The sequence below is a fragment of the Streptomyces sp. NBC_01176 genome, from assembly GCF_045039825.1.
In the GTDB taxonomy this organism is placed as follows: domain Bacteria; phylum Actinomycetota; class Actinomycetes; order Streptomycetales; family Streptomycetaceae; genus Streptomyces.
In genome coordinates, this window is sequence record NZ_CP108600.1 from 5,194,824 (window position 1) to 5,217,464 (window position 22,641).

Annotated in this window: 14 protein-coding genes and 4 tRNA genes; 8 read left to right on the forward strand and 10 right to left on the reverse strand. The window is 70.2% G+C overall.

Annotated features, from left to right (window positions below; translation table 11 throughout):
- The first annotated feature begins 310 nt into the window (after nucleotides 1-310).
- The 3 genes from OG199_RS22435 (at nucleotide 311) to purM (ending at nucleotide 3,858) form a co-directional block, all read left to right on the forward strand.
- Nucleotides 311-1,126, forward strand: a complete 816-nt coding sequence (locus tag OG199_RS22435) for an META domain-containing protein (RefSeq protein ID WP_405830962.1) — start codon at nucleotides 311-313, stop codon at nucleotides 1,124-1,126.
- A 61-nt stretch (nucleotides 1,127-1,187) separates the two neighbouring features.
- Nucleotides 1,188-2,714 (forward strand): amidophosphoribosyltransferase, encoded by a 1,527-nt coding sequence (purF, locus tag OG199_RS22440; protein ID WP_266700140.1) that lies wholly within the window; start codon nucleotides 1,188-1,190, stop codon nucleotides 2,712-2,714.
- A 43-nt stretch (nucleotides 2,715-2,757) separates the two neighbouring features.
- A complete protein-coding gene (gene purM, locus OG199_RS22445) occupies nucleotides 2,758-3,858 on the forward strand; it encodes a phosphoribosylformylglycinamidine cyclo-ligase (protein ID WP_356805700.1) in 1,101 nt (366 codons plus the stop codon).
- A gap of 186 nt (nucleotides 3,859-4,044) precedes the next feature.
- Here the strand turns inward: purM and OG199_RS22450 are convergent, their stop codons facing one another.
- Nucleotides 4,045-4,299 (reverse strand): DUF3073 domain-containing protein, encoded by a 255-nt coding sequence (locus tag OG199_RS22450; RefSeq protein WP_037615441.1) that lies wholly within the window; start codon nucleotides 4,297-4,299, stop codon nucleotides 4,045-4,047.
- Nucleotides 4,300-4,623: 324 nt separating this feature from the next.
- The gene (locus OG199_RS22455; protein WP_405830963.1) at nucleotides 4,624-5,712 is read right to left on the reverse strand and encodes a Leu/Phe/Val dehydrogenase; all 1,089 of its coding nucleotides are present in this window, start codon (nucleotides 5,710-5,712) and stop codon (nucleotides 4,624-4,626) included.
- A gap of 245 nt (nucleotides 5,713-5,957) precedes the next feature.
- Here OG199_RS22455 and OG199_RS22460 point away from each other — a divergent pair, with 245 nt between their 5' ends.
- Nucleotides 5,958-6,806: a hypothetical protein gene (locus OG199_RS22460; protein WP_356809682.1), complete on the forward strand. Its 849-nt coding sequence runs from the start codon at nucleotides 5,958-5,960 to the stop codon at nucleotides 6,804-6,806.
- 600 nt (nucleotides 6,807-7,406) lie between these two features.
- Nucleotides 7,407-7,613 (forward strand): developmental transcriptional regulator BldC, encoded by a 207-nt coding sequence (bldC, locus tag OG199_RS22465; protein WP_003949541.1) that lies wholly within the window; start codon nucleotides 7,407-7,409, stop codon nucleotides 7,611-7,613.
- A 517-nt stretch (nucleotides 7,614-8,130) separates the two neighbouring features.
- On the opposite strand, the gene OG199_RS22470 is transcribed toward bldC, so the two are convergent.
- The 8 genes from OG199_RS22470 to OG199_RS22505 form a co-directional block, all read right to left on the reverse strand.
- On the reverse strand, nucleotides 8,131-8,319 hold the full coding sequence (locus OG199_RS22470; protein ID WP_356809683.1) for a DUF6274 family protein: 189 nt from the start codon (nucleotides 8,317-8,319) through the stop codon (nucleotides 8,131-8,133).
- 190 nt (nucleotides 8,320-8,509) lie between these two features.
- A tRNA-Asp gene (locus tag OG199_RS22475) sits at nucleotides 8,510-8,584 on the reverse strand.
- 93 nt (nucleotides 8,585-8,677) lie between these two features.
- On the reverse strand, nucleotides 8,678-12,646 hold the full coding sequence (gene hrpA / locus OG199_RS22480; protein ID WP_405830966.1) for an ATP-dependent RNA helicase HrpA: 3,969 nt from the start codon (nucleotides 12,644-12,646) through the stop codon (nucleotides 8,678-8,680).
- A 382-nt stretch (nucleotides 12,647-13,028) separates the two neighbouring features.
- Complete coding sequence (locus OG199_RS22485) at nucleotides 13,029-13,370, reverse strand: hypothetical protein (protein ID WP_356809193.1); 342 nt, start codon at nucleotides 13,368-13,370, stop codon at nucleotides 13,029-13,031.
- A 102-nt stretch (nucleotides 13,371-13,472) separates the two neighbouring features.
- Nucleotides 13,473-13,549: transfer RNA gene (locus tag OG199_RS22490), tRNA-Phe, on the reverse strand.
- A gap of 24 nt (nucleotides 13,550-13,573) precedes the next feature.
- Nucleotides 13,574-13,648: transfer RNA gene (locus OG199_RS22495), tRNA-Asp, on the reverse strand.
- 46 nt (nucleotides 13,649-13,694) lie between these two features.
- Nucleotides 13,695-13,767 (reverse strand) — tRNA-Glu (locus tag OG199_RS22500).
- 81 nt (nucleotides 13,768-13,848) lie between these two features.
- A complete protein-coding gene (locus OG199_RS22505) occupies nucleotides 13,849-15,486 on the reverse strand; it encodes a metallophosphoesterase (protein ID WP_405830968.1) in 1,638 nt (545 codons plus the stop codon).
- A gap of 170 nt (nucleotides 15,487-15,656) precedes the next feature.
- Between OG199_RS22505 and OG199_RS22510 the strand changes: the two genes are divergently transcribed.
- The 3 genes from OG199_RS22510 (at nucleotide 15,657) to OG199_RS22520 (ending at nucleotide 22,626) form a co-directional block, all read left to right on the forward strand.
- Nucleotides 15,657-16,007 (forward strand): metallopeptidase family protein, encoded by a 351-nt coding sequence (locus OG199_RS22510; protein ID WP_266700132.1) that lies wholly within the window; start codon nucleotides 15,657-15,659, stop codon nucleotides 16,005-16,007.
- A 1,036-nt stretch (nucleotides 16,008-17,043) separates the two neighbouring features.
- Entirely contained in the window at nucleotides 17,044-19,293 is a 2,250-nt protein-coding gene (locus OG199_RS22515; RefSeq protein WP_405830971.1) for a DEAD/DEAH box helicase, read from the forward strand.
- A gap of 216 nt (nucleotides 19,294-19,509) precedes the next feature.
- Complete coding sequence (locus OG199_RS22520; RefSeq protein WP_405830973.1) at nucleotides 19,510-22,626, forward strand: FG-GAP repeat domain-containing protein; 3,117 nt, start codon at nucleotides 19,510-19,512, stop codon at nucleotides 22,624-22,626.
- The last annotated feature ends 15 nt before the right edge of the window (nucleotides 22,627-22,641 follow it).

A 22,641-nucleotide genomic window follows, 5' to 3' on the forward strand; every position in this document is an offset into this window, starting at 1 on the left:
CCCCGTGTGCTGCCTGCTCCGCGACCCGCGACCCGCGACCCGCGACCCGCGACCCGCGCCCGGGACCCGTGTGCCGTTTGCCGCCGCGGTGGCTTGCGTATGCGCTGCCGCGGCACCCGCGAACCAATGCCGTGGGCCTCGCCTGTCCCGCGCGCCGCGCCCCGCGTGCACATCGCGCCGCGAGCCGCGCATACGCCGGTCGCGCCGCGCCCCGCGCATCCGCCGCCGAGGGGATCCGCGTGACGTCGACCGGCCCGCGCGACGCCGGGCCGGAGGGAACCGACCACCCCACCCGTCCCGTCCCATCGCCATGGACAAGCAGCGACTGACCCTCAGCGTCCTGACCCTGCTTCCGCTCGCCGTGGCCTGCGGCACCGAGACGGCGGGCGGTGACTCCGCCGGGACGGGCTCGTCGTCCGTCGCCGCGGCGCACGGCACCGGCGTCACCGGCGTCCACTGGAACGTCGACAGCCTCACCGTCGACGGGAGGACCACCCGCTCGCCCGGCGGCGCCTACCTGCGGATCGACCGGGACGGCCGCGTCAGCGGCAACCTCGGCTGCAACGGCTTCGGTTCGACCGCCACCGTCAAGGACGACCGCGTCGACTTCGGGGACGTCCGGACGACGGAGATGGCCTGCGGGAAGACCCCCATGGCCTTCGAGAAGCGCCTGGTCCGCCTCTTCGGCCGGGACACGTTCACCACCGCGGTCAAGGGCGACAAACTCACCCTCACCACCGGCGACGGCGACCGGATCGGTCTCACCAGGGAGGCGGACGTCCCGCTCCACGGCACGAAGTGGACCATCACGTCCGTCGGTACCGGCGACGCGGCCCGGCCCCTGCCCGCGGGAACCGCGGCGTACTTCGTCCTGGACCGGCGCCAGGGGACACTTTCCGGCCGCCTCGGCTGCAACAACGTCTCGGCGAAAGCCACGGTCCGCGACGGACATATCACCCTCGGCGCCCCCCGGACCACCCGGATGGTGTGCGACGCCTCACTCATGGACACCGAGCGCACCCTGCTGAGCCTCTTCGACGGCACGGTGCGCTACACGCTGGATCACCGCAGCCTCGCTCTGACCAGCACAAACGGCACGCACGTCACGGCGGTCGCCGAAAAGTGAGCCGTCGCGGCCCCGTATCCCCAATTCGGACCAGTGGTCGATCTCGCCTACACTCGGAGCCGTGCCACGTGGTGACGGTCGACTCAATCATGATCTGCTCCCCGGCGAGAAAGGCCCCCAGGACGCTTGCGGCGTCTTCGGAGTCTGGGCCCCCGGTGAAGAGGTCGCCAAGCTCACTTACTTCGGGCTCTACGCCCTCCAGCATCGAGGCCAGGAATCCGCGGGTATCGCGGTCAGCAACGGCTCCCAGATCCTCGTCTTCAAGGACATGGGCCTCGTGTCCCAGGTCTTCGACGAGACCTCGCTCGGTTCGCTCCAGGGTCATATCGCGGTCGGTCACGCCCGCTACTCGACCACCGGCGCCTCCGTCTGGGAGAACGCCCAGCCGACGTTCCGTGCCACCGCGCACGGCTCCATCGCGCTCGGCCACAACGGCAACCTGGTCAACACGGCGCAGCTCGCCGAGATGGTCGCCGACCTCCCCAAGCAGGACGGCCGCACCACCCGGGTGGCCGCGACCAACGACACCGACCTGCTCACCGCGCTGCTCGCGGCCCAGGTCGACGACGACGGCAAGCCGCTGACCGTGGAAGAGGCCTCCGCGAAGGTCCTCCCGCAGGTCAAGGGCGCCTTCAGCCTCGTCTTCATGAACGAGCACACCCTCTACGCGGCCCGCGACCCGCAGGGCATCCGCCCACTGGTCCTCGGCCGGCTGGAGCGCGGCTGGGTGGTCGCCTCCGAGTCCGCCGCCCTCGACATCTGCGGCGCCGCATATGTCCGCGAGATCGAGCCGGGCGAGTTCGTCGCCATCGACGAGAACGGCCTGCGCACCTCTCGATTCGCGGAAGCGAAGCCCAAGGGCTGTGTCTTCGAGTACGTCTACCTGGCCCGCCCCGACACGGACATCGCCGGCCGGAACGTGTATCTGTCCCGTGTCGAGATGGGCCGCAAGCTCGCCAAGGAAGCCCCTGTGGAGGCTGATCTGGTGATAGCGACTCCGGAGTCCGGGACGCCCGCCGCGATCGGTTACGCGGAGGCCAGCGGAATCCCCTTCGGCGCGGGTCTGGTCAAGAACGCGTACGTCGGCCGGACCTTCATCCAGCCCTCGCAGACCATTCGCCAGCTGGGCATCCGCCTGAAGCTGAATCCCCTGAAGGAAGTCATCAAGGGGAAGCGGCTGGTCGTCGTCGACGACTCGATCGTCCGCGGCAACACCCAGCGCGCGCTGGTGCGCATGCTCCGCGAGGCCGGCGCCGCCGAGGTCCACATCCGGATCTCCTCCCCGCCCGTGAAGTGGCCCTGCTTCTTCGGCATCGACTTCGCGACCCGCGCCGAGCTGATCGCCAACGGCATGACGGTCGAGGAGATCGGCACCTCGCTCGGCGCCGACTCCCTCTCGTACATCTCCCTCGACGGGATGATCGAGGCCACGACCATCGCCAAGCCGAACCTGTGCCGGGCCTGCTTCGACGGCGAGTACCCGATGGAGCTTCCCGACCCCGAGCTGCTCGGCAAGCAGCTCCTGGAGACCGAGCTGGCCGCGGGTCCCGCAGCCACGGCCGCGGCTGACGCCATCCGTCGCCCGTAAGTGCCGCAGAGCCCCGTTTCACCAACCCGAAAGATCCCAGGCAATGTCTTCTGTCTCTGATCAGTCACCTCCGGCGACGGGCAGCCCTTCCGGCGCTTCCTACGCGGCTGCCGGCGTCGACATCGAAGCGGGCGACCGCGCCGTGGAGCTGATGAAGGAGTGGGTGAAGAAGACGCAGCGCCCCGAGGTCCTCGGCGGACTCGGCGGCTTCGCCGGCCTCTTCGACGCCTCCGCCCTCAAGCGGTACGAGCGTCCGCTGCTCGCCTCCGCCACGGACGGCGTGGGCACCAAGGTCGACCTGGCCCGGCAGCTCGGCGTGTACGACTCGATCGGACACGACCTCGTCGCGATGGTCATGGACGACATCGTGGTGTGCGGCGCCGAGCCGCTCTTCATGACCGACTACATCTGCGTCGGCAAGGTCCACCCCGAGCGCGTCGCGGCCATCGTGAAGGGCATCGCCGAGGGCTGCGTCCTCGCGGGCTGCGCCCTGGTGGGCGGCGAGACGGCCGAACACCCGGGTCTGCTGGGTCCGGACGACTTCGACGTCGCGGGAGCCGGTACGGGCGTGGTCGAGGCCGACCGGCTGCTCGGGGCGGATCGTATCCGCACGGGTGACGCGGTGATCGCCATGGCTGCCTCCGGGCTTCACTCGAACGGGTACTCCCTCGTCCGGCACGTTCTCTTCGAGCGGGCGAACCTCAGCCTCGACCAGCACGTCGAGGAGTTCGGCCGTACGCTCGGCGAGGAGCTGCTGGAGCCCACCAAGATCTACTCGCTGGACTGTCTGGCGCTCACCCGGACCACCGAGGTGCACGCCTTCAGTCACATCACCGGCGGCGGCCTCGCGGCGAACCTCGCCCGGGTGATCCCGGACGGCCTGCACGCGATCGTCGACCGCGAGACCTGGACCCCGGCCCCGGTCTTCGACCTCGTCGGCCGGACCGGTCAGGTCGAGCGGCTCGAACTGGAGAAGACGCTGAACATGGGCGTGGGCATGATCGCGATCGTCCCCGAGGAATCGGCGGACGCGGCGCTCGCCACCCTCGGCGACCGCGGTGTGGACGCCTGGATCGCCGGTGAGATCACCGAGCGCGGCGCGCACACGACGGGCGCGGCCCTGATCGGTGACTACGCGAACTGACGCCCGCCGGGCAGCACAAAACCCGGTCCGGCGCTGACGCCCCGGACCGGGTGAAGTGCGGTTGTCATAAGAATTCTGCCGACAGAACCCGCCGACGGAGAACCGCCGGCGAAGATCTGTCGGCAGAAGTCCGCCAACAGGAATCTGCTACGAGAGATCGCGGAAACCGCGAGGGACGCTGTTGCGTCAAGCGCCGCGACGTTGGGACTGGGGACCGGACTGGTCGTCCTCGTCCTCATCGTCGTCGTTGTAGAGATCCGCGTACTGGGCGTACGGGTCGTCTTCCTCGTCGTCGTCCTCGAACGGCTCGCCATTCGGCGGCTGGCTCGAAGTCGAAGCGCCCAGCTCATTGGCCAGGCGCGAGAGGTCAGTCCCGCCGCTGCTGTACTTCAGCTGGCGGGCGACCTTCGTCTGCTTGGCCTTTGCCCGGCCGCGCCCCATGGCTCGACCCCCTCGGATACGGGGCTCGGTGGCCCCAGAGTCTTGACACGCGTTCATGATCTGGAACGGGCTCTCCGTGGAGAGACCGGTCCGTAGGGCTTCCACGGTACCTGAGCCCGCGCCCATACGGTACGTCGCCCGCAGGACGCGCCTGTGCCCAGAACCTGCGAGGTGCCCTGTCCCCGCTGGTCAACCGCGATTTTAACCTCTTCTTGGCGCCCGACCCGCCGACAGGAGTGAGAGTTCTCTCCAAGTCTCCCCTCGGCGGGTCCCTGACAAGCTGGAAATGAGCCGGAACGAGGGGTTCCGAATGGCCGGGTTCCGTCAGCCGCGGTGCCGCGCCTCCGCCATCCGCTGCTCGGCGATCCGGTCGGCCGCGGCGGCCGGCGGAATCCCGTCCTCCTTCGCACGTGCGAATATGGCCAGCGTGGTGTCGAAGATCTTCGCGGCCTTCGCCTTGCACCGGTCGAAGTCGAAACCGTGGAGTTCGTCGGCGACCTGGATGACACCGCCCGCGTTCACCACGTAGTCGGGCGCGTACAGGATCCCGCGGTCCGCGAGGTCCTTCTCGACGCCCGGGTGCGCGAGCTGGTTGTTGGCGGCGCCGCACACGATCCTCGCCGTGAGGACCGGCACGGAGTGGTCGTTCAGTGCCCCGCCGAGCGCGCAGGGGGCGTAGATGTCGAGCCCTTCCACACGGATCAGCGCCTCGGTGTCGGCGACGGCGGTGACCCCGGTCGGGTGCTTGTCCAGGATCCGCTGCACGGAGTCCGCCCGCACGTCCGTGACGACGACCTCGGCGCCGTCCTGGCGCAGGTGGTCCACGAGGTGGTGGCCCACCTTGCCGACGCCCGCGATGCCCACCCTGCGGCCCCGCAGCGTCGGGTCGCCCCACAGGTGCTGGGCGCTGGCCCGCATGCCCTGGAAGACCCCGTAGGCGGTCAGGACCGACGAGTCGCCCGCGCCGCCGTTCTCCGGCGAACGACCGGTCGTCCAGCGGGACTCCCGGGCCACGACGTCCATGTCGGCGACGTAGGTGCCGACGTCGCAGGCCGTGACGTAACGACCGCCGAGCGAGGCCACGAACCGGCCGTAGGCCAGCAGCAGCGCCTCGCTCTTGATCTGCTCGGGGTCGCCGATGATGACGGCCTTGCCGCCGCCGTGGTCGAGACCGGCCATGGCGTTCTTGTACGACATCCCGCGCGAGAGGTTCAGCGCGTCGGCGACGGCCTCCTCCTCGCTCGCGTACGGGTAGAAACGCGTCCCGCCGAGGGCGGGGCCCAGGGCGGTGGAGTGGATGGCGATGACGGCCTTGAGGCCGCTGGTCCGGTCCTGGCACAGCACGACTTGCTCATGACCCCCCTGGTCCGAGTGGAACAGGGTGTGCAGGACGCCGTCGGTTACGTCGGTCACTGTGGTGACTCCCAGGTAAGTAGCGGCGGTTGAGGACGGTGCCCGTGCGGATGGCGGGCGCCCGTGGGCACGAGGGTAGAGCCTGTGTCCGGTCACCATCCGCGCAGTGTTCAGGATCACCTTCTCCCGGAGTACGTTTCCGCACGACCGTGGGACGATTTGCAGTGTTTTCCCGGTCGCTCGTGTGCCGGTTGAACGCGTTCCCGTCCGGGTTTCGCGTTCGGTCCGATGGGGAGGGAGCAGAGGTGCCCAAGGTGTCCTCGGTGGTCGTCCCGTACGCGTCCTATCTGCGCGTCTACGAACCGCTGGCCGCCTTTGCGGAGCCGGAGCGCGGCCACTGGGCCCGCTACGCCCGGCGCGCGGAGCGTCCGTCGTACCAGGACGAACTGCGCCGCTCCCTGGCCGATTTGCTCCCGACGCCGCCGATCCCCGTGCCGGTGCAGGAGAGCGCCGACGCGTTCGTGCTGGACGTCGACGGGGTGCTCTGCGTCTGTCCCTGGCGCACGCGGCTGCGGGGCTGGCAGGCGCTGGGCGAGCTGGCCGAGGAACTGCCGGCGCCGGTCCTGGACGCGGTGCTGCCCCCGCTCGTCCGCCGCCAGGCCGCCCTGGACTACGAGCGCTGGCTGGCCCGCAACCCCGACGCCCGCCCGTGGATCCGCAGCTCGACCTGGCAGGTGCCGCTGAACTGGTTCGTGCTCGTCTCCGACGAGGAGCGGGAGTACGAGAAGGGCGCGGGCGGCGACGGCGCGGCGCCGGTGCTGCGCTACCGGACGCCGATGGTGCAGGCGCGCCGGCGGACCGCGCGGGCGCTGAAGACGCTCCGCGACACCCTCGACGAGGGGCCGCTCATCGACGGCCTGGTGGACGTGGGGCGCTGGCTCGAGGAGTTCCACCCGCGTTCGCTGGTCGAGCTGGACTACGGCGGCCTGGTGCACGCCCTGCCGGCCGGGCACCTGGAGGACGACCACTCGGCGGCGGACGTCGCCGAGGGCATCGGGGCGCTGCGGGACGGGGACGGGGTCGCCGCGGGCGAGGCGTACGGGCGGCTCGTGGAGCGCTGGCGCTCGGTCAGGGACCGGCAGTCCTCGAACTGAGGTCCGCCGGGTGGATCGCGTGGGCCGGGCGTGTCGCGTGGTCTCGTCCGGGACGTGTGACGCGTATCTCAGCCGCCCGCAACCGAACTGACGTATGGTCCTCGCACGCCGAAGAGCTCCCACTGTAGGACGTAGGTCCCGACTATGGGACGTAGGTCCCGATCCGGTCTTTTGCGTCAAGGGTGTGTCAAGCGTGACGGATGGCACTTACCTGGCTCTTGCATCGCTTACCCCTCCCCGTGCCAAAATAGGACAAGGAGTCCGGGGAGGACTCCTTCTACCCGTGTTTGGGTGGAATCTCCGCATTGCACGCTATGGGGGGTCTGGTGACTCCTGATCGCCCTGTGACTGATCGTCACAGTGTCGTGACTGTCCGCTATGGCATGGTCCATCGGCTTCCGTCGCTGATGAACACCTGGGAGGGCAATTCCATCGGTTTGGCCGACGCGGCTGGACGGATGGTGTAGTTGTAGTGCCGAGGACAAGCCGTTCGTCCTATAACCGACTCGACTCGCGTCCGCCATTTCGGGCAACGCGGGTCAAGGTGCAGAATTTAGAGGAAAGAACCGAGAAGGTTCGGTTCTCCCGAGGAGGCCGCTCATGACCGCTCGCACCCCTGATGCCGAGCCGCTGCTGACCCCGGCTGAGGTCGCCACCATGTTCCGCGTCGACCCCAAGACGGTCACACGGTGGGCGAAGGCCGGCAAACTTACGTCCATCCGCACGCTCGGCGGGCACCGCCGCTACCGCGAAGCGGAGGTCCGTGCACTGCTCGCGGGCATCCCGCAGCAGCGCAGCGAGGCCTGAACAATTACATAAACGGACAATTCGGCAGCTCCCCCAATCCGCCGGAACGTCCGAACCACAGCTTCAAGCGACGCGGGTCCTGCCCCAACAGGGCTCACGCCCGACCCAGTTCCACCAATGACAAGGGTGCGTCGTCGATCGCGCTGGACTCCGCCGGGTCCAGCGCGATTTTTTTGTGCCCCGGCCGGGTCCTGGCAGGCCCGCCGGCGCTCTGTCGGCGCCCCGGGCGCGCCCCCTTGACGCTCCGTCCGTGCGCCGGGCTGCCGCGGGGGTGGGCGGTCCGGAGGGTCCGTGAGCGGCCTTGGGGGAGTCTGGGGAGGGCTGTCGGATCTCCTGTGGCGGTCCTCGGTGGGCGGTGCAATTGCACATATTAAATTGACTAGTTGTAGGTGGGGTGTAAGTTTCGCTGTTCTGAAAACTTATGCGGTGACACCCGTCACATGCCAGAGTCCTTGTCGCTCACGACTCCTCTGCGCTAAAGGAGTTGGGAGGGGGGCCGTATTCCCGGCGCGCCGGCTCAGGCCTTGGAGGGGCTCTCGTCCTCGGCCGCCGTCTCGTCCTCCTCGCCGTACGGAGCGGGTTCCATGGCCAGCCTCAGGAGCTGGTGGCAGATCGGGCAGTGCCGGGTCAGATGGCGGTAGCCGGAAGCGGCCGACAGATGGGCGCGGAGCAGGGCGCGCGTCTCGTGCCGGGCCGATGCCGCCATGGGCCACCTCCAGGGGGTCGAGAGCCCTGGTTTCTGGGGTACCCGGGGAATGTGGCGCCGTCAAGACGCGGAAGCCCGCGGGCGGGACGGGGTGGGAGCGGAGACGCGGGTCGGCCGGTAGCGCGGGGTGCGGGAGGATGCCGGACGCACGAGAGCCCGGGTCCGAAGACCCGGGCTCTCGTATCTACTGCGGTCCTGACGGGATTTGAACCCGCGGCCTCCACCTTGACAGGGTGGCGAGCACTCCAAACTGCTCCACAGGACCAGGTTTCGCAGTCACCGTCGTGCGCTGTGCTGCGAAAAGAGACTGTACAGGAGGGTGAGCCCAGGGTCGAACTCACCCACCGTACGGGCGTCGTTACGGTGCCGCGGCGTCGATCGCCTTCACGATGCGCTTGTCGGAGACGGGGTACGCCGTGCCGAGCGCGTGGGCGAAATAGCTGACCCGGAGCTCCTCGATCATCCAGCGGATGTCCAGGACCTGCTGCGGTACCGGACGGCCCTGCGGCATCTGCTCCAGGAGCCAGGCGTACTCGTCCTGCATCTCGTGGACCTTCTCCATCCGGGTGGTGTCCCGCTGGACGCTGGTCGGCATCTGCTGCAGCCGGCGGTCGGCGGCCACCAGATAACGCATGAGGTCGGCCAGCCGGCGCAGACCGGTCGCCGTGACGAAGCCGGGCTTCACGAGGGCGTCGAGCTGCCCCCGCACGTCCGCGAGGTTCGCCAGCAGCACGGGGCTCCTGACGTCCTTCAGGCGGCGCTCACAGGCCTGCCAGGCGGCCAGCACCTGCTGCACCTGTCCGACCGTACGGACCGTCGTGTCGACGATCTCTGCGCGCACCCTGTCGTAGAGCTTGCGGTACGACTCCTCGTCCCACGCCGGGCCCCCGAAGTCGCCGATCAGCTTGTCCGCCGCGGCCGTCGCGCAGTCGTCGAAGAGGGCCTGCACGGTGCCGTGCGGATTGGCGGACAGAGCGAGCTTCTGGGCGTTCGTCAGCTTGTCCGAGGCGAACTTGCCCGGGTTCACCGGGATGTTGCGCAGGATCAGCCGCCGGGTGCCCTTCCACATGGCCTGCGCCTGCTCGGCCTCGGTGTCGAAGAGGCGTACGGAGACCGTGTCGCCGTCGTCCACCAGGGCCGGGTAGGCCTTGACCGGCTGGCCCGCCCGGCGCGTCTCGAAGACGCGCGCCAGCGAGCCGATCGTCCAGTCCGTGAGGCCCGTGCGCTCCAGGGACTCGCCGCCCTCGCGCTCCGCCGTCGCCGCCGCGGCCTGCGAGATCGCCTTGCGGGCCTTCGGCTTCAGCTGGAGCTGCAGCGCCTGGAGGTCCTTGTCCTCGGCGAGCTTGCGGCGCCGCTCGTCGACGATCCGGAAGGTGATCTTCAGGTGGTCGGGGACCCGGGACCAGTCGAAGTCGTCGGCGGTGAGCGTGACACCGACCATGCGCTTCAGCTCGCGGGCCATCGTCGTCGTCAGCGGCTCCTGGAGGGGGACCGCACGGTCGAGGAAGGCCCGCGCGACGTTCGGGGCGGGCACGTAGTTGCGGCGGATGGGCTTGGGGAGGGAGCGGATCAGCTCCGTCACGACGTCCTCCCGCAGACCCGGGATCTGCCAGTCGAAGCCCTCGTCCGTCACCTGGTTCAGGACCTGGAGCGGGATGTGCACCGTCACGCCGTCGGCGTCCGCGCCCGGCTCGAACTGGTACGTCACCCGGAACTTGAGACGCCCCTGACGCCAGGAGTCGGGGTAGTCGTCCTTGGTGACGGCCCCCGCCTTCTCGTTGATGAGCATCGAACGCTCGAAGTCGAGAAGCTCGGGCTCGTCGTGGCGCTTGTGCTTCCACCAGGAGTCGAAGTGCGCTCCGGACACGACGTGTTCCGGCACGCGCTGGTCGTAGAAGTCGAAGAGGGTCTCGTCGTCGACCAGGATGTCCCGGCGCCGGGCGCGGTGCTCCAGCTCCTCCACCTCGGTGAGCAGCCTGCGGTTGTCGGCGAAGAACTTGTGGTGCGTGCGCCAGTCGCCCTCCACGAGGGCGTTGCGGATGAAGAGTTCGCGGGACGCCTCGGGGTCGATGCGCCCGTAGTTGACCTTCCGCTGGGCGACGATCGGCACGCCGTAGAGAGTGACCTTCTCGTACGCCATGACGGCGGCCTGGTCCTTCTCCCAGTGCGGTTCGCTGTACGTCCGCTTGAGGAGGTGCCCGGCGAGGGGCTCGACCCACTCCGGCTCGATCTTCGCGTTGACCCGCGCCCAGAGGCGGGAGGTCTCCACCAGCTCGGCCGACATCACGAAGCGCGGGGGTTTCTTGAAGAGCGCCGAACCGGGGAAGATCGCGAACTTGGCGTTGCGGGCGCCCAGGTACTCGTTCTTGCCGGTGGCGCGCCCGCTCTCGCCGCCGGTCTCCTTCACGTCCTTCATGCCGACGTGGGAGAGCAGGCCGGCCAGGAGCGAGACATGGACGCTCTGGTCGGCCGCGTCCTCCTCGTTCAGGTGGATGCCCATCTGCTTCGCCACCGTGCGCAGCTGGGTGTAGATGTCCTGCCACTCGCGGATGCGCAGGAAGTTCAGGAACTCCTGTTTGCACATGCGGCGGAAGGCGGAGGAGCCCCGCTCCTTCTGCTGCTCGCGGACGTACCGCCACAGGTTCAGGAAGGCGAGGAAGTCGCTGGTCTCGTCCCTGAAGCGGGCGTGCTGCTGGTCGGCCTGCGTCTGCTTGTCGGAGGGGCGCTCGCGCGGGTCCTGGATGGACAGCGCCGCGGCGATCACCATCACCTCGCGCGCACAGCCGTTCTTGTCGGCCTCCAGCACCATTCGGGCCAGCCGCGGGTCCACGGGGAGCTGGGCGAGCTTGCGGCCCGTCTCGGTCAGGCGCTTGCGTACGTCCTTCTCCGTCGGGTCCAACGCGTTCAGCTCCTGGAGGAGCTGCACGCCGTCCCGGATGTTGCGGTGGTCCGGCGGGTCGATGAAGGGGAACTTCTCGATGTCGCCGAGGCCGGCGGCGGTCATCTGGAGGATGACGCTCGCCAGGTTCGTACGGAGGATCTCCGCGTCCGTGAACTCCGGGCGGGAGACGAAGTCGTCCTCGGAGTACAGACGGATGCAGATGCCGTCGGACGTACGGCCGCAGCGGCCCTTGCGCTGGTTGGCGCTGGCCTGGGAGACGGGTTCGATCGGGAGACGCTGGACCTTCGTGCGGTGGCTGTAGCGGGAGATGCGGGCGGTGCCCGGGTCGATGACGTACTTGATGCCCGGGACGGTGAGCGAGGTCTCCGCGACGTTCGTCGCCAGCACGATCCTGCGGCCGGTGTGGGGCTGGAAGACGCGGTGCTGCTCGGCGTGCGAGAGGCGGGCGTAGAGGGGGAGGACCTCGGTGAAGCGGTAGTTCTTCTTCGTGAGCGCGTCCGCCGTGTCGCGGATCTCGCGCTCGCCGGAGAGGAAGACGAGGATGTCGCCCTTGCCCTCGGCCTGCAGCTCCTCCACGGCGTCGGTGATCGCGGTGATCTGGTCGCGGTCCGCGTCGTCGCCGTCCTCCTCCAGGAGCGGGCGGTAGCGGACCTCCACGGGGTAGGTACGGCCGCTGACCTCGACGATCGGGGCGTCGCCGAAGTGCCGGGAGAAGCGTTCGGGGTCGATGGTCGCGGAGGTGATGACGACCTTGAGGTCCGGGCGCTTGGGGAGCAGCTGGGCGAGGTAGCCCAGCAGGAAGTCGATGTTGAGGGACCGTTCGTGGGCCTCGTCGATGATGATCGTGTCGTAGGCGCGCAGCTCGCGGTCGGTCTGGATCTCGGCGAGCAGGATGCCGTCCGTCATGAGCTTGACGAAGGTGCCGTCCGGGTTGACCTGGTCGGTGAAGCGGACCTTCCAGCCGACGGCCTCGCCCAGCGGGGTGTCCAGCTCGTCGGCGACGCGTTCCGCCACCGTGCGGGCGGCGATGCGGCGGGGCTGGGTGTGGCCGATCATGCCGCGGACGCCGCGGCCGAGTTCGAGGCAGATCTTGGGGATCTGGGTGGTCTTGCCGGAGCCGGTCTCACCGGCGACGATCACGACCTGGTGGTCGCGTATGGCGTCGGCGATGTCCGATTTCTTCTGGCTGACCGGGAGCTGCTCGGGGTACGTGACGGCGGGCACGCGGGCGCGGCGCTCGGCCATGCGGGCCTCGGCCTTGGTGACCTCCGCCTCGATCTCGGCGAGCACGGCGGTCCGGGCCTCGGGCTTGCGGATCCGGCGCGCGCCCTCGAGCCTGCGGCCGAGCCGGTGCGCGTCGCGCAGGGACAGCTCGGCCAGGCGGGGGGCGAGATCGCCGAGGGCGGGGGCAGGATGCGTAGACATACGCGGTCCAGGATCTCACCTCGCCGAAATTCCTGGCGAACGGTTTTGGGCGGGGGTGCCTTCGGCGGGGGTGTGAGGTGTGGTTCCCGGGTGCGGTGGCAGTGGCGGTGGCGGCTTGTGCCGGTCGGGTGCCGGTGCCGGTGCCGGCGCTGGTCGGTGGGTGGGTCGGGGCCGTGCCGGTGTGTCGAGGCCGTCGCCGCTGGATCAGGCGTGGGACGGGTGTGCGAGCCGCTGCTCGATCCGAACGTAAGCGACGGCCTTGCGACACACCGGCACGGCCCCTTCCGCGCGTCGTCGGCGGCGGCACGACCCGCGGCTGCCGAGGCGCGACGTGCGGGTGCGGGGCCTTCGGTGTGTCGGCGGCTGTGGGTGCGTGGGGCCGTTACGGATTCTTGGGGGGTGGTGTGGGAGGGGTCGCGTCTCGGCGGGAGGGGTCCGACTGGGCCATCGCCTGGGCGGTGTTGGAGACGGCTTTGATGCCCAGATAGGCCGTGGTCATGGTGCTGACGGCGGTGAAGGCCGCGGTGAGGACGCCGATGATGACGGACTTGTCACCGTCCAGGCGCCAGACTCCGAAGATCGCCACGCCGGCGATCGCCAGATTGCTCAGGAGGACCGCCTGCAGTCCGTATCGGGCGCGATACCGCTCCAGGTCGAGTTCGCGCACCGGCGCCTGCCGCCTGGCCGCGGTCTGCGCCTTCGGCTCGCCCTTGAGTAACACCATGGGTTCCCCATCCCCAGGACACCGTGTCCTGCACGGTGCATGCCAAGTTCAGGGGTGAACCATACGATGAAGGGCCCCGTCCGTCGGACGGGGCCCTTCATGTGGTGGCTGGGGCCGGGGTCGAACCGGCGACCTATCGCTTTTCAGGCGATCGCTCGTACCAACTGAGCTACCCAGCCACGAGATTTCCGGAGAAACCTCAGCGGTCCTGACGGGATTTGAACCCGCGGCCTCCACCTTGACAGGGTGGCGAGCACTCCAAACTGCTCCACAGGACCAAGCTGTTGTGTGCGACGCGTGAACAGTGTCGCACACGGTGTTGCGTGCCCCCAACGGGATTCGAACCCGTGCTACCGCCTTGAAAGGGCGGCGTCCTAGGCCGCTAGACGATGAGGGCTATCGGCCCGCCTGGGCGCTTCCTCAGCGCGTCGGGGACGTGAGAAGCATATGGGATGGCGGGAGGTATCGCCAAAACGGTTTACGGGGCGCTGTCGGAGGGGCTGGAGGAAGGGGTGGCGGGGGTCGCGGAAATGGGAGAGGGGGGAGAGGGGGGAGCGGTGGGAGAGGGCGATTGGGGGGCGCCCGGGTGGTTCTCCTTCGGGAGGTGGCGGCTGACCTCCGCCGTGGTGAGTCCGAGGCCGCCCAGTTTGATCTCGTCCCAGGCCTGGAGGCGGCGGGTGTCACGGTCGACGTAGAGGACCGAGGCCTCGATGGGGTCCGGGTAGGTGCCCTCGATCGCGCGCAGGCCGCTGCCGCCCGTCGAGCCCTCGACCCGCAGGCGGGTTCCGTACTTCATGACCTCCGTCTGTTCGTGGTGCAGGTGGCCGGCCAGGACCAGGGGCACCTCGCCGTCCGTCAGCCGGGCCGCCGAGGGTTCGTGGGCGATGGCGATGTCGACGGGCGTGCCCGCGGCGCGCTGGTCGCGCAGGGAGGAGGCGAGGCGGGCGCCGGCCAGTTCCTCCGCCGCGCCGCCGCCGGGCGCGACCGAGCGGTCGGGGGTGAACTGCGGGTCGCCGATGCCCGCGAAGCGCAGGCCCGCGACCGTGAGCGCGCGGCCGTCGTCCAGGACGTGCGCGTTCTTCAGGTGCTCCAGATAGCGCTGGGTGAGATGGCTGTCGTGGTTGCCCCTGACCCAGACGTACGGCGCGCCCAGGTCCGCGATCGGGTCCAGGAAGCCGTTCTCGGCCGCGGTGCCGTGGTCCATGGTGTCGCCGGAGTCGACGATCACGTTGATGTCGTACTGCTTCACCAGCGACGCGATGATCTTCCAGCTCGCCGGGTTGAGATGGATGTCGGACACGTGCAGGACCCGGATCGTGCTGGGGTCCGGCTCGTAGGTCGGGAGCGTGGAGGTGACGTCGTACAGCTTCGTCACGTTCGTCACCAGGCGCGCCAGTTCCTTCTGGTAGACGTCGAATTCGCTGACGATGCTGCGGGCGTTGCCGACGAGGGAGGGGGCGGAGGAGAGCAGGCCCGAGAACTTCGGTTCCAGGACGGAGTCCGGGTTCCAGGTGGCGAAGGCCGTCGCGCCGGAGGCGGCGAGGAGGGTGAGGGCCAGACCGCCGGCGGCCAGGGCGCGGCGTGGTCGGCGGTAGACCGCGAGGCCGAGTGCCGTGGCCCCGGAGACGACCGCGACGCAGGACCGTACGGCCAGGTCGAGCGTGCCGTGCTCGACGTCGTGCGCGACCTCGTCCTGGAGGCCCGAGAGGCGCTCCGGGTGGTCGACCAGGGCCTGTGCGCGGACCGGGTCGAGCTGGTCGACGTTGACGTCGAGCCGGACGGGGGCGACATGACTGTCGAGTTCGAGGGCGCCCAGCGGGGAGACGTTTATCTTCGTGCCGCCGGTCACCGACGGGCGCAGGGTCATCGTGGTGTTCATCGGGCCGACCGGGGCACGCACGTTGCCCACGATGAGCAGGCCCAGCCAGGCGCCGAGCAGGACGACGGCCATCAGGCCGAGCGCCCTGGCGTACGGGGACGGTTGCTGCACGAGTTCCTGGGCCACGGGACGGGTGCGAGGGGTGTGCGGAGTGCGGCGGACGCGGCTGCCGAAGGTGCGGCAACGGCGGGCCAGGGCGGTCGCGGGGACGGTTACGGCAGCGGGGACGCGGACCATTGGTCCCGTATGCCCAAGGGTGCGGGCGGGTATGCGGTGCGGCGTGGGCGGGCGGTCCCCGACCGGGAGGGCGCGGCGGCTTCCGCCCCCGGAGGACTCGGTGACTCCCGTGTTCCGTGCGGGGCCGCCGTCGACTCTCGTGTGGGGCGGTCGTGCCGGACAATGGCCGTGTGCTGGAGATGACGCGCGAGGAGTTCGAGGAACTGGTCGCCGAGTCGCTGGACCGGATTCCGCCGGAGCTGACACGGCTGATGGACAACGTGGCGGTGTTCGTCGAGGACGAGCCCGACCCGTCCGACCCGGGGCTGCTCGGGCTCTACGAGGGGACTCCGCTGACCGATCGCGGTGAGTGGTACGCGGGGGTGCTGCCGGACCGGATCACGATCTACCGGGGGCCGACGCTGCGGATGTGCGCGACCCGGGAGGACGTGATCGCGGAGACCGAGGTGACCGTGGTGCACGAGATCGCTCATCACTTCGGGATCGACGACGACCGGTTGCACGCGCTCGGATACGGGTGAGTCGTCCGGCGGCGGGGCGTCTTGGCGCGTGTCCTCCTGCGGGCGGCGGGAGTTGGGCAGGGGGACTGCCCGAACTTCCCCGGGCTCTCGGCAGCGATCGAGCAGGGGAGACCCCAACCGGAGGTGGCTGCCCGTGCGCGCCTTGTACGTACCCGTCCGTCTGGCCGCCACGGTCATCGTCGTAGCGGCCGCCGCCGGCTGCATGAGTGTGGGTGACGACGCGGGCCGCCCCGAGCCCGCGCACTCGGCGGGGCACCGCGGAGGCGGGGCACCGGACGGGGGATCCGCGGGCGGCGGGGGCGGCGGCGGGTTCCACGGGGGGACGGGGGCGAAGGGGGGTGCCCCGGGCCGGCCCGGGGAGTCACGGTCCGGCGAGGCGTCCGCGTCGGCGTCGGCGTCGGGCACGGCGAAGCCGTCCGGCGGGGCGAGCGGGAAGGGGGACGGGAAGGGGCGGACGGACCGGCCCGGTCCGTCCGGCGGTGTGCCGAGTCCCACTCGTGCGACGTCCGATCCGACACCCCCGCCCCCGCCTCCCCCGCCGCCCTCGTCGCCGTCCCCCGAGCCGAGTACGGCGGAGCCGTCGTCGTCCGCGCACGAGCAGGGCACCCAGATGCTGAACCGGGTGCCGGCGCCGCGGGCCGGGGCGCCGGTCCGGCACCGCCGGTGGTGACGAGGACCGGGAGCACGGGGAGCAGGGCGAGCACGGGGAGGGCAGGAGGGGGGCGGTGAGAGGCGGAGGGAGGGGGCGGAGAGCGAGGAGCGGAAGAAGGGGAGGAGGGCGGGGAATACGTTCGGGGGGCGGGGGCGTTCCTCTTCCCGTACGCGCCTGACCTGGCTTTTTGAGGTCAGTTTGCCTTCAAGGTCGAAGGGTGCGTATGGTAGTAGATCGTTTGATCCCATTTGCCCGGCGCCAACGCAGAGAGCGCCGCGTGGCGCGTACTCTCCCTTGCCGTGGCCGGACCGCATAGAGGCGGTCGATTGCGACTTCACGGAGTTTGGGCGCGTGCCGTAGAACTCCGGAAGGTTCGCATTTCGCATGTCTGTTTCCAGTACTGATCACGTCGTCGTGCCCGAGAACAACGAGGGCGACAACATCGAGGGCGTCGAGGCCGCTGTCGAGGCCTCCGTCGAGACCACCGAGGCTGTCGAGGCCACCGAGTCCGCCCCCGAGATCACCTTCGCGACCCTCGGTCTTCCCGAGGGCGTCGTCCGCAAGCTCGCTCAGAACGGCGTGACCAGCCCGTTCCCGATCCAGGCCGCGACCATCCCGGACGCCCTGGCCGGCAAGGACATCCTCGGCCGTGGCCGCACCGGCTCCGGCAAGACCCTCTCCTTCGGTCTGCCGACCCTGGCGCAGCTCGCCGGCGGTCACACCGAGAAGAAGAAGCCGCGCGCCGTCATCCTCACGCCGACCCGTGAGCTGGCCATGCAGGTCGCCGACGCGCTGCAGCCCTACGGCGACGTCCTCGGCCTGAAGATGAAGGTCGTCTGCGGCGGTACGTCGATGGGCAACCAGATCTACGCCCTGGAGCGCGGCGTCGACGTCCTCGTCGCCACCCCGGGCCGACTGCGCGACATCATCAACCGTGGTGCCTGCTCGCTGGAGAACACCCAGATCGCCGTCCTCGACGAGGCCGACCAGATGTCGGACCTGGGCTTCCTGCCCGAGGTCACCGAGCTGCTCGACCAGATCCCGGCCGGCGGCCAGCGGATGCTCTTCTCCGCCACGATGGAGAACGAGATCTCCACGCTGGTCAAGCGCTACCTGACCAACCCGGTCACGCACGAGGTCGACAGCGCCCAGGGCAACGTCACGACCATGTCGCACCACATCCTCATCGTGAAGCCCAAGGACAAGGCGCCGGTCACCGCCGCGATCGCCTCCCGCAAGGGCCGCACGATCATCTTCGTCCGCACCCAGCTGGGCGCCGACCGCATCGCCGAGCAGCTGCGCGACGCCGGTGTGAAGGCCGACGCGCTGCACGGCGGCATGACGCAGGGCGCCCGCACCCGGACGCTGGCCGACTTCAAGGACGGTTACGTCAACGCGCTCGTCGCGACCGACGTCGCCGCCCGCGGTATCCACGTCGACGGCATCGACCTGGTCCTGAACGTGGACCCGGCCGGTGACCACAAGGACTACCTGCACCGCTCCGGCCGTACCGCTCGCGCGGGTCGCTCCGGCACCGTCGTGTCGCTGTCGCTGCCGCACCAGCGCCGCCAGATCTTCCGGCTGATGGAGGACGCGGGCGTCGACGCCGCGCGTCACATCATCAACTCCGGTACGGCCTTCGAGCCCGAGGTCGCCGAGATCACCGGTGCCCGCTCGATGACCGAGGTCCAGGCGCAGTCCGCGGGCGACGCCGCCCAGCAGGCCGAGCGCGAGGTCACGCAGCTCACCAAGGAGCTGGAGCGCGCGCAGCGTCGCGCCGCCGAGCTGCGCGGTGAGGCCGACCGTCTGGTCGCCCGTGCCGCGCGTGAGCGGGGTGAGGACCCGGAGACCGCGGTCGCCGCCGCCGCGGAGGCCGTGATCGAGCAGGCCGCGGCCGAGGCTCCCGCCGAGGTGCCCGCCGCCGTGTCCGAGCAGCCCGCGGAGCGTCCGTCCTACGAGCAGTCGCGTCCGCGCCGTGACGAGCGGGGCAACTACGAGCGTCGTGACAACGACCGTGGTGGCTTCCGCCGTGACAACGACCGTGGCGGCTTCAACCGCGACGACCGTGGCCCCCGTCGTGACGACCGCCGTGACGGCGACCGTGGTGGCTTCCGCCGCGACAACGACCGCAGGGACGACCGTGGCGGCCGCTCCTTCGAGCGTCGTGACGACAACCGTGGCGGCGGCTTCAACCGCGATGACCGTGGAGGCCGTTCTTTCGAGCGTCGTGACGACAACCGTGGTGGCTTCCGCCGGGACGACAACCGTGGCGGCGGCTTCAACCGCGACGACCGTGGCGGCCGTTCCCCCGAGCGTCGGGACAACGACCGTGGCGGCTTCCGCCGGGACGACCGCCGTGACGGCGACCGTGGTGGCTTCCGCCGCGACAACGACCGTGGCACCACCGGCCGTTCCTTCGAGCGCCGTGACGACCGTGGCGGCCACCGTGGCAGCGACCGTCCCTTCAACCGCGACCGTCAGGGCGACCGTCCCGCGGGCGGCGGCTTCCGCTCCGGTGGCCACGACCGTCCGTACGGCCGCCGCGACGACCACCGCGGCACCGGCACCGGCCCGGGCACCGGCGGCGGTTCCTTCCGCCGCGACGAGAAGCCGCGCTGGAAGCGCAACGGCTGACCGCCGCTGACATAGCCAAGTGATGTGGCCCCCACCCGGGTTCCGGGTGGGGGCCACATCGCTGTCCGCGAGGGCAGGCGCGGTAAACGCTCTCTGCTCCCCTGTGAACTCTCTGTATGATCGGCCGACTTGTGTGTGGGGGATGCGACGGCTGGGGGCCAGGCCGACGCCCGGGACGGTAGTCGCCTCTCCGCACCGCTCCGGGAGGGGATCCCTTTGGTTCGTCATGCCTTCGTCCAACGCGCTCGACGGAGACGTATCGCTGTCGCCACCGCCGCGGCCCTCGCGGGCGGGCTGGTCCCGCTGCTGCCGACGCCGGCGTCCGCGCTGCCCGTGGCACAGGAAACGGTGGTTCCGGCCCAGTTGCGGAACACCTACACCTCGGCCGCCTTCCTCAACTCCTCGAGCGCGAACGGCCACGACAGCGCCGGGGCACAGGGCGTCTTCCACCGTGTGGAGGGCAGCGAGCCGTCGCTGTGGACGCGCTACGCGGACGGTGAGTCGGTACCCGTCCCGGTCCGGTCGGGGGCGTCCGCCATACCCACCGGTAGTGACGTCCTGGCCTACAAGTACCCCGACGGCCTGGTCGAGCTGTGGAACGCGGCGGACGGCACGACCCAGCGCCTCCAGATGCCTGCGGGCACCGGGTTCTTGAATCCCTACGACAACCTGGTCGTCGGTTCTCGCAACGGGACCGCCGAGGACGGCACGAGCACCCGGATCATTCACCTGCTGACCCCGGGGGCGGACGGCAGCACCCGAGACGTGACCGTCGGCGGTGGACCCGCTGGTCTCAAGTTCGGGCTGCCGGCCGGCGCGGACGCCAAGAGTGTCTTCCTGCGCGCGACGCTGGACGGCGAGGCGCGCCTGGTCGCCGTCGACCGGGAGAGCGGGCAGGTGCAGAGCTGGAGTGGTCCGCTCTCCATCGCGTACAGCAAGGTGTGGATCTCGCCGGACCATGTCGTCGTCGCCGCCTACGACAAGGCCAAGGTGCTGGTGTTCCCCCGCGCCGACCTGTCGGCGGCACCGGCCGAGGTCGTCCTGCGGAACGTCGGTGACCAGGTGAACTCCAACCACGACCTGGCCGTCGTCGGCGACTGGCTGGTCAACGGCGTCAACCAGGTGGTCGCGCAGCCGATCGGCGGCGGTGCGGCGGTGACCTTGATGCCGTCCTCGGCCTACGGGATGGTGAGCGGTCCGGGGGGCACCGCCGTGAAGATCGGCCGCACCGGTGCCGACGACTGGGGCATCCAGCGCATCGCCCCCGGCCCCGACGGCGCCCCGGTCGTCACCCAGGTCAAGCCGCTGCCCAAGCCGGCCGTCCCGGTCCAGGGGATCTCCCTCGACCAGGGCCGTCTCGTCGTCACGGACACCAGCAGGAACGGAACGCGTGACGACTACGTGCGGAGCGTCGCCGTGACCGGAAGCCCCGAGTACGGCGAGCGTGTCGACTTCACCCCGCGCCTCACGTCCGACGTGGTGATCGGCTCCTGCGCGACCGACAGCGCGGCCTGTGCCCCGCTGCACGGCACGGCTGACGGCCGGATCGTCTGGCTGGAGCACGGGTCGGACACCTCCGAGCTGCTTCGGGTGAACGGCCCGACGACAGCGGGGCTGTGGCAGCGGAGCGTGCCCGCGGGCGGCCGGGTCACGGAAGTCTCGGGCCGGTACGTCCTCTACACGGCCGCCGACAAGCAGTACGTGTACGCGATCGGCAACGACGGAACTCCGGCGCTCACCCGTACCCCGGGAGCCGCCGCCCTCTCCGGCGACGTGCTCTGGACGACGGGAGCGACGCCCGGCACCGTCACGGCGTACGACCTGACCGCGAAGAAGACCACCGAGACCCTGACCACGGACGCGGGCTGCATGCCCACCGAGCTCCAGGCCCTCGGCCGGTGGATCTACTGGACCTGTGGCGGCAGGGCCGGCGTCTTCGACCGTACGGCGAAGAAGTCCGTGGCCGTGCCCGCCGGAGAGGCGAAGCTCGGCGACGGGTACGTCGTCACGCACGACAAGCGGGCCGGGAAGCTGACGCTGACGGCGGTCGCGGGTGGCAGCGCCGAGAGCCGGATCGTCGGCGATCTGCCCGACACCGGGGTCTCACAGCGGGACGTGCGCTGGACGGTCGACGAGTCCGGCGCGAACGCGGCGTACGTGGACGACCAGGAGCGCGTGCACCTCGTACCCTCCGGGGTGGCTCAGCAGCCGCTGCGGTTGCTGGCGCCCGCGCGGAGCGCGTCGTCCGTCGGGGCGCACGAGATCGACACCATCCCGGACACGCTGACCACCGTGCTGCTGTCGAAGCCGGCCGCGACCTGGGATCTGAACGTGCGTAACCGCGCCACCGGCAAGGTCTACGGCGACGGTCTGGACGGGGGTGCTGCGCGAGGTGAGCTGAGTGTCGGCTGGCACGGCGATGATCCGGGGCTCACGGGGGACGTCTTCCTGCCGGACGGCTCCTACGACTGGACCCTTTCCGTCACGCCCGCGGACGGTGTCGGTGGCCCCCTCCAGGTGCGCGGCACAGTGCGGCTGCACGGCGGCAGCCCGGTGCGCCACGACCATGTGGGCGCCGAACGGCTTCCGGACGGCACCGCCGACCTCCTCACCCTGAACTCTACGGGCGGCCTGACCTTCCAACAGGGCGACGGGAAGGGCGCGTTCGCCGGGAAGGTCACCGGCAGCGGCTGGTCGACGAAGACCGTCGCGGTGTCGTTCGGCGATCTGAGCGGCGACCGCTGCAACGACGTCCTGGTGCGGATGAGCGACGGGTCCCTGCGTGGCTACAAGCCCGCGTGCGGCACGGCGCCGACCCCCTCGACGCCGTACAAGGCGCTCGGCACCGGATGGAACGCCTACGACGTCCTGACCTCGCCGGGCGACCTGACCGGTGACAGGCGGTCCGATCTGCTGGCGCGGAAGGCCTCGACCGGCGACATCTACCTGTTCGCCGCGAAGAGCGACGGAACGCTCGCCCCGGGCAAGAGGATCCGTACGGCGTGGAAGGGCTACACGAAGATCGTCGGTGCCGGGGACCTCAACGGCGACGGGATCGGGGACGTGCTCGCCCGTGACAAGGCGGGGACGCTGTACCGCTACAACGGCACGGGGACGGGCCTGCTGAAGGACCGGGTGAAGGTCTTCTCCGGCTGGGGCGCGTCCTACAACGCGATCGTCGGGGTCGGGGACATCACCGGCGACGGGAAGAGCGACCTCGTCGAGCGCGACACCTCGGGGAACGTCTACCGCAACGCCGGGACGGGGACCGGCTCGTTCGGCTCGCGCGTGAAGATCGCGAGCGGCTGGCAGGGCTACAGGGGCCTTTTCTAGCCAGTTTGCTCACCG

What these genes read in the sequence shown, in the direction of transcription:
- bldC (WP_003949541.1), top strand. Translation starts at nt 7,407, where the DNA reads ATGACCGCTCGCACCCCTGATGCCGAGCCGCTGCTGACCCCGGCTGAG.
- hrpA (WP_405830966.1), bottom strand. Translation starts at nt 12,646, where the DNA reads ATGTCTACGCATCCTGCCCCCGCCCTCGGCGATCTCGCCCCCCGCCTG.
- OG199_RS22470 (WP_356809683.1), bottom strand. Translation starts at nt 8,319, where the DNA reads ATGGCGGCATCGGCCCGGCACGAGACGCGCGCCCTGCTCCGCGCCCAT.
- OG199_RS22515 (WP_405830971.1), top strand. Translation starts at nt 17,044, where the DNA reads ATGTCTGTTTCCAGTACTGATCACGTCGTCGTGCCCGAGAACAACGAG.
- OG199_RS22450 (WP_037615441.1), bottom strand. Translation starts at nt 4,299, where the DNA reads ATGGGGCGCGGCCGGGCAAAGGCCAAGCAGACGAAGGTCGCCCGCCAG.
- OG199_RS22435 (WP_405830962.1), top strand. Translation starts at nt 311, where the DNA reads ATGGACAAGCAGCGACTGACCCTCAGCGTCCTGACCCTGCTTCCGCTC.
- OG199_RS22505 (WP_405830968.1), bottom strand. Translation starts at nt 15,486, where the DNA reads ATGGTCCGCGTCCCCGCTGCCGTAACCGTCCCCGCGACCGCCCTGGCC.
- purM (WP_356805700.1), top strand. Translation starts at nt 2,758, where the DNA reads ATGTCTTCTGTCTCTGATCAGTCACCTCCGGCGACGGGCAGCCCTTCC.
- OG199_RS22485 (WP_356809193.1), bottom strand. Translation starts at nt 13,370, where the DNA reads ATGGTGTTACTCAAGGGCGAGCCGAAGGCGCAGACCGCGGCCAGGCGG.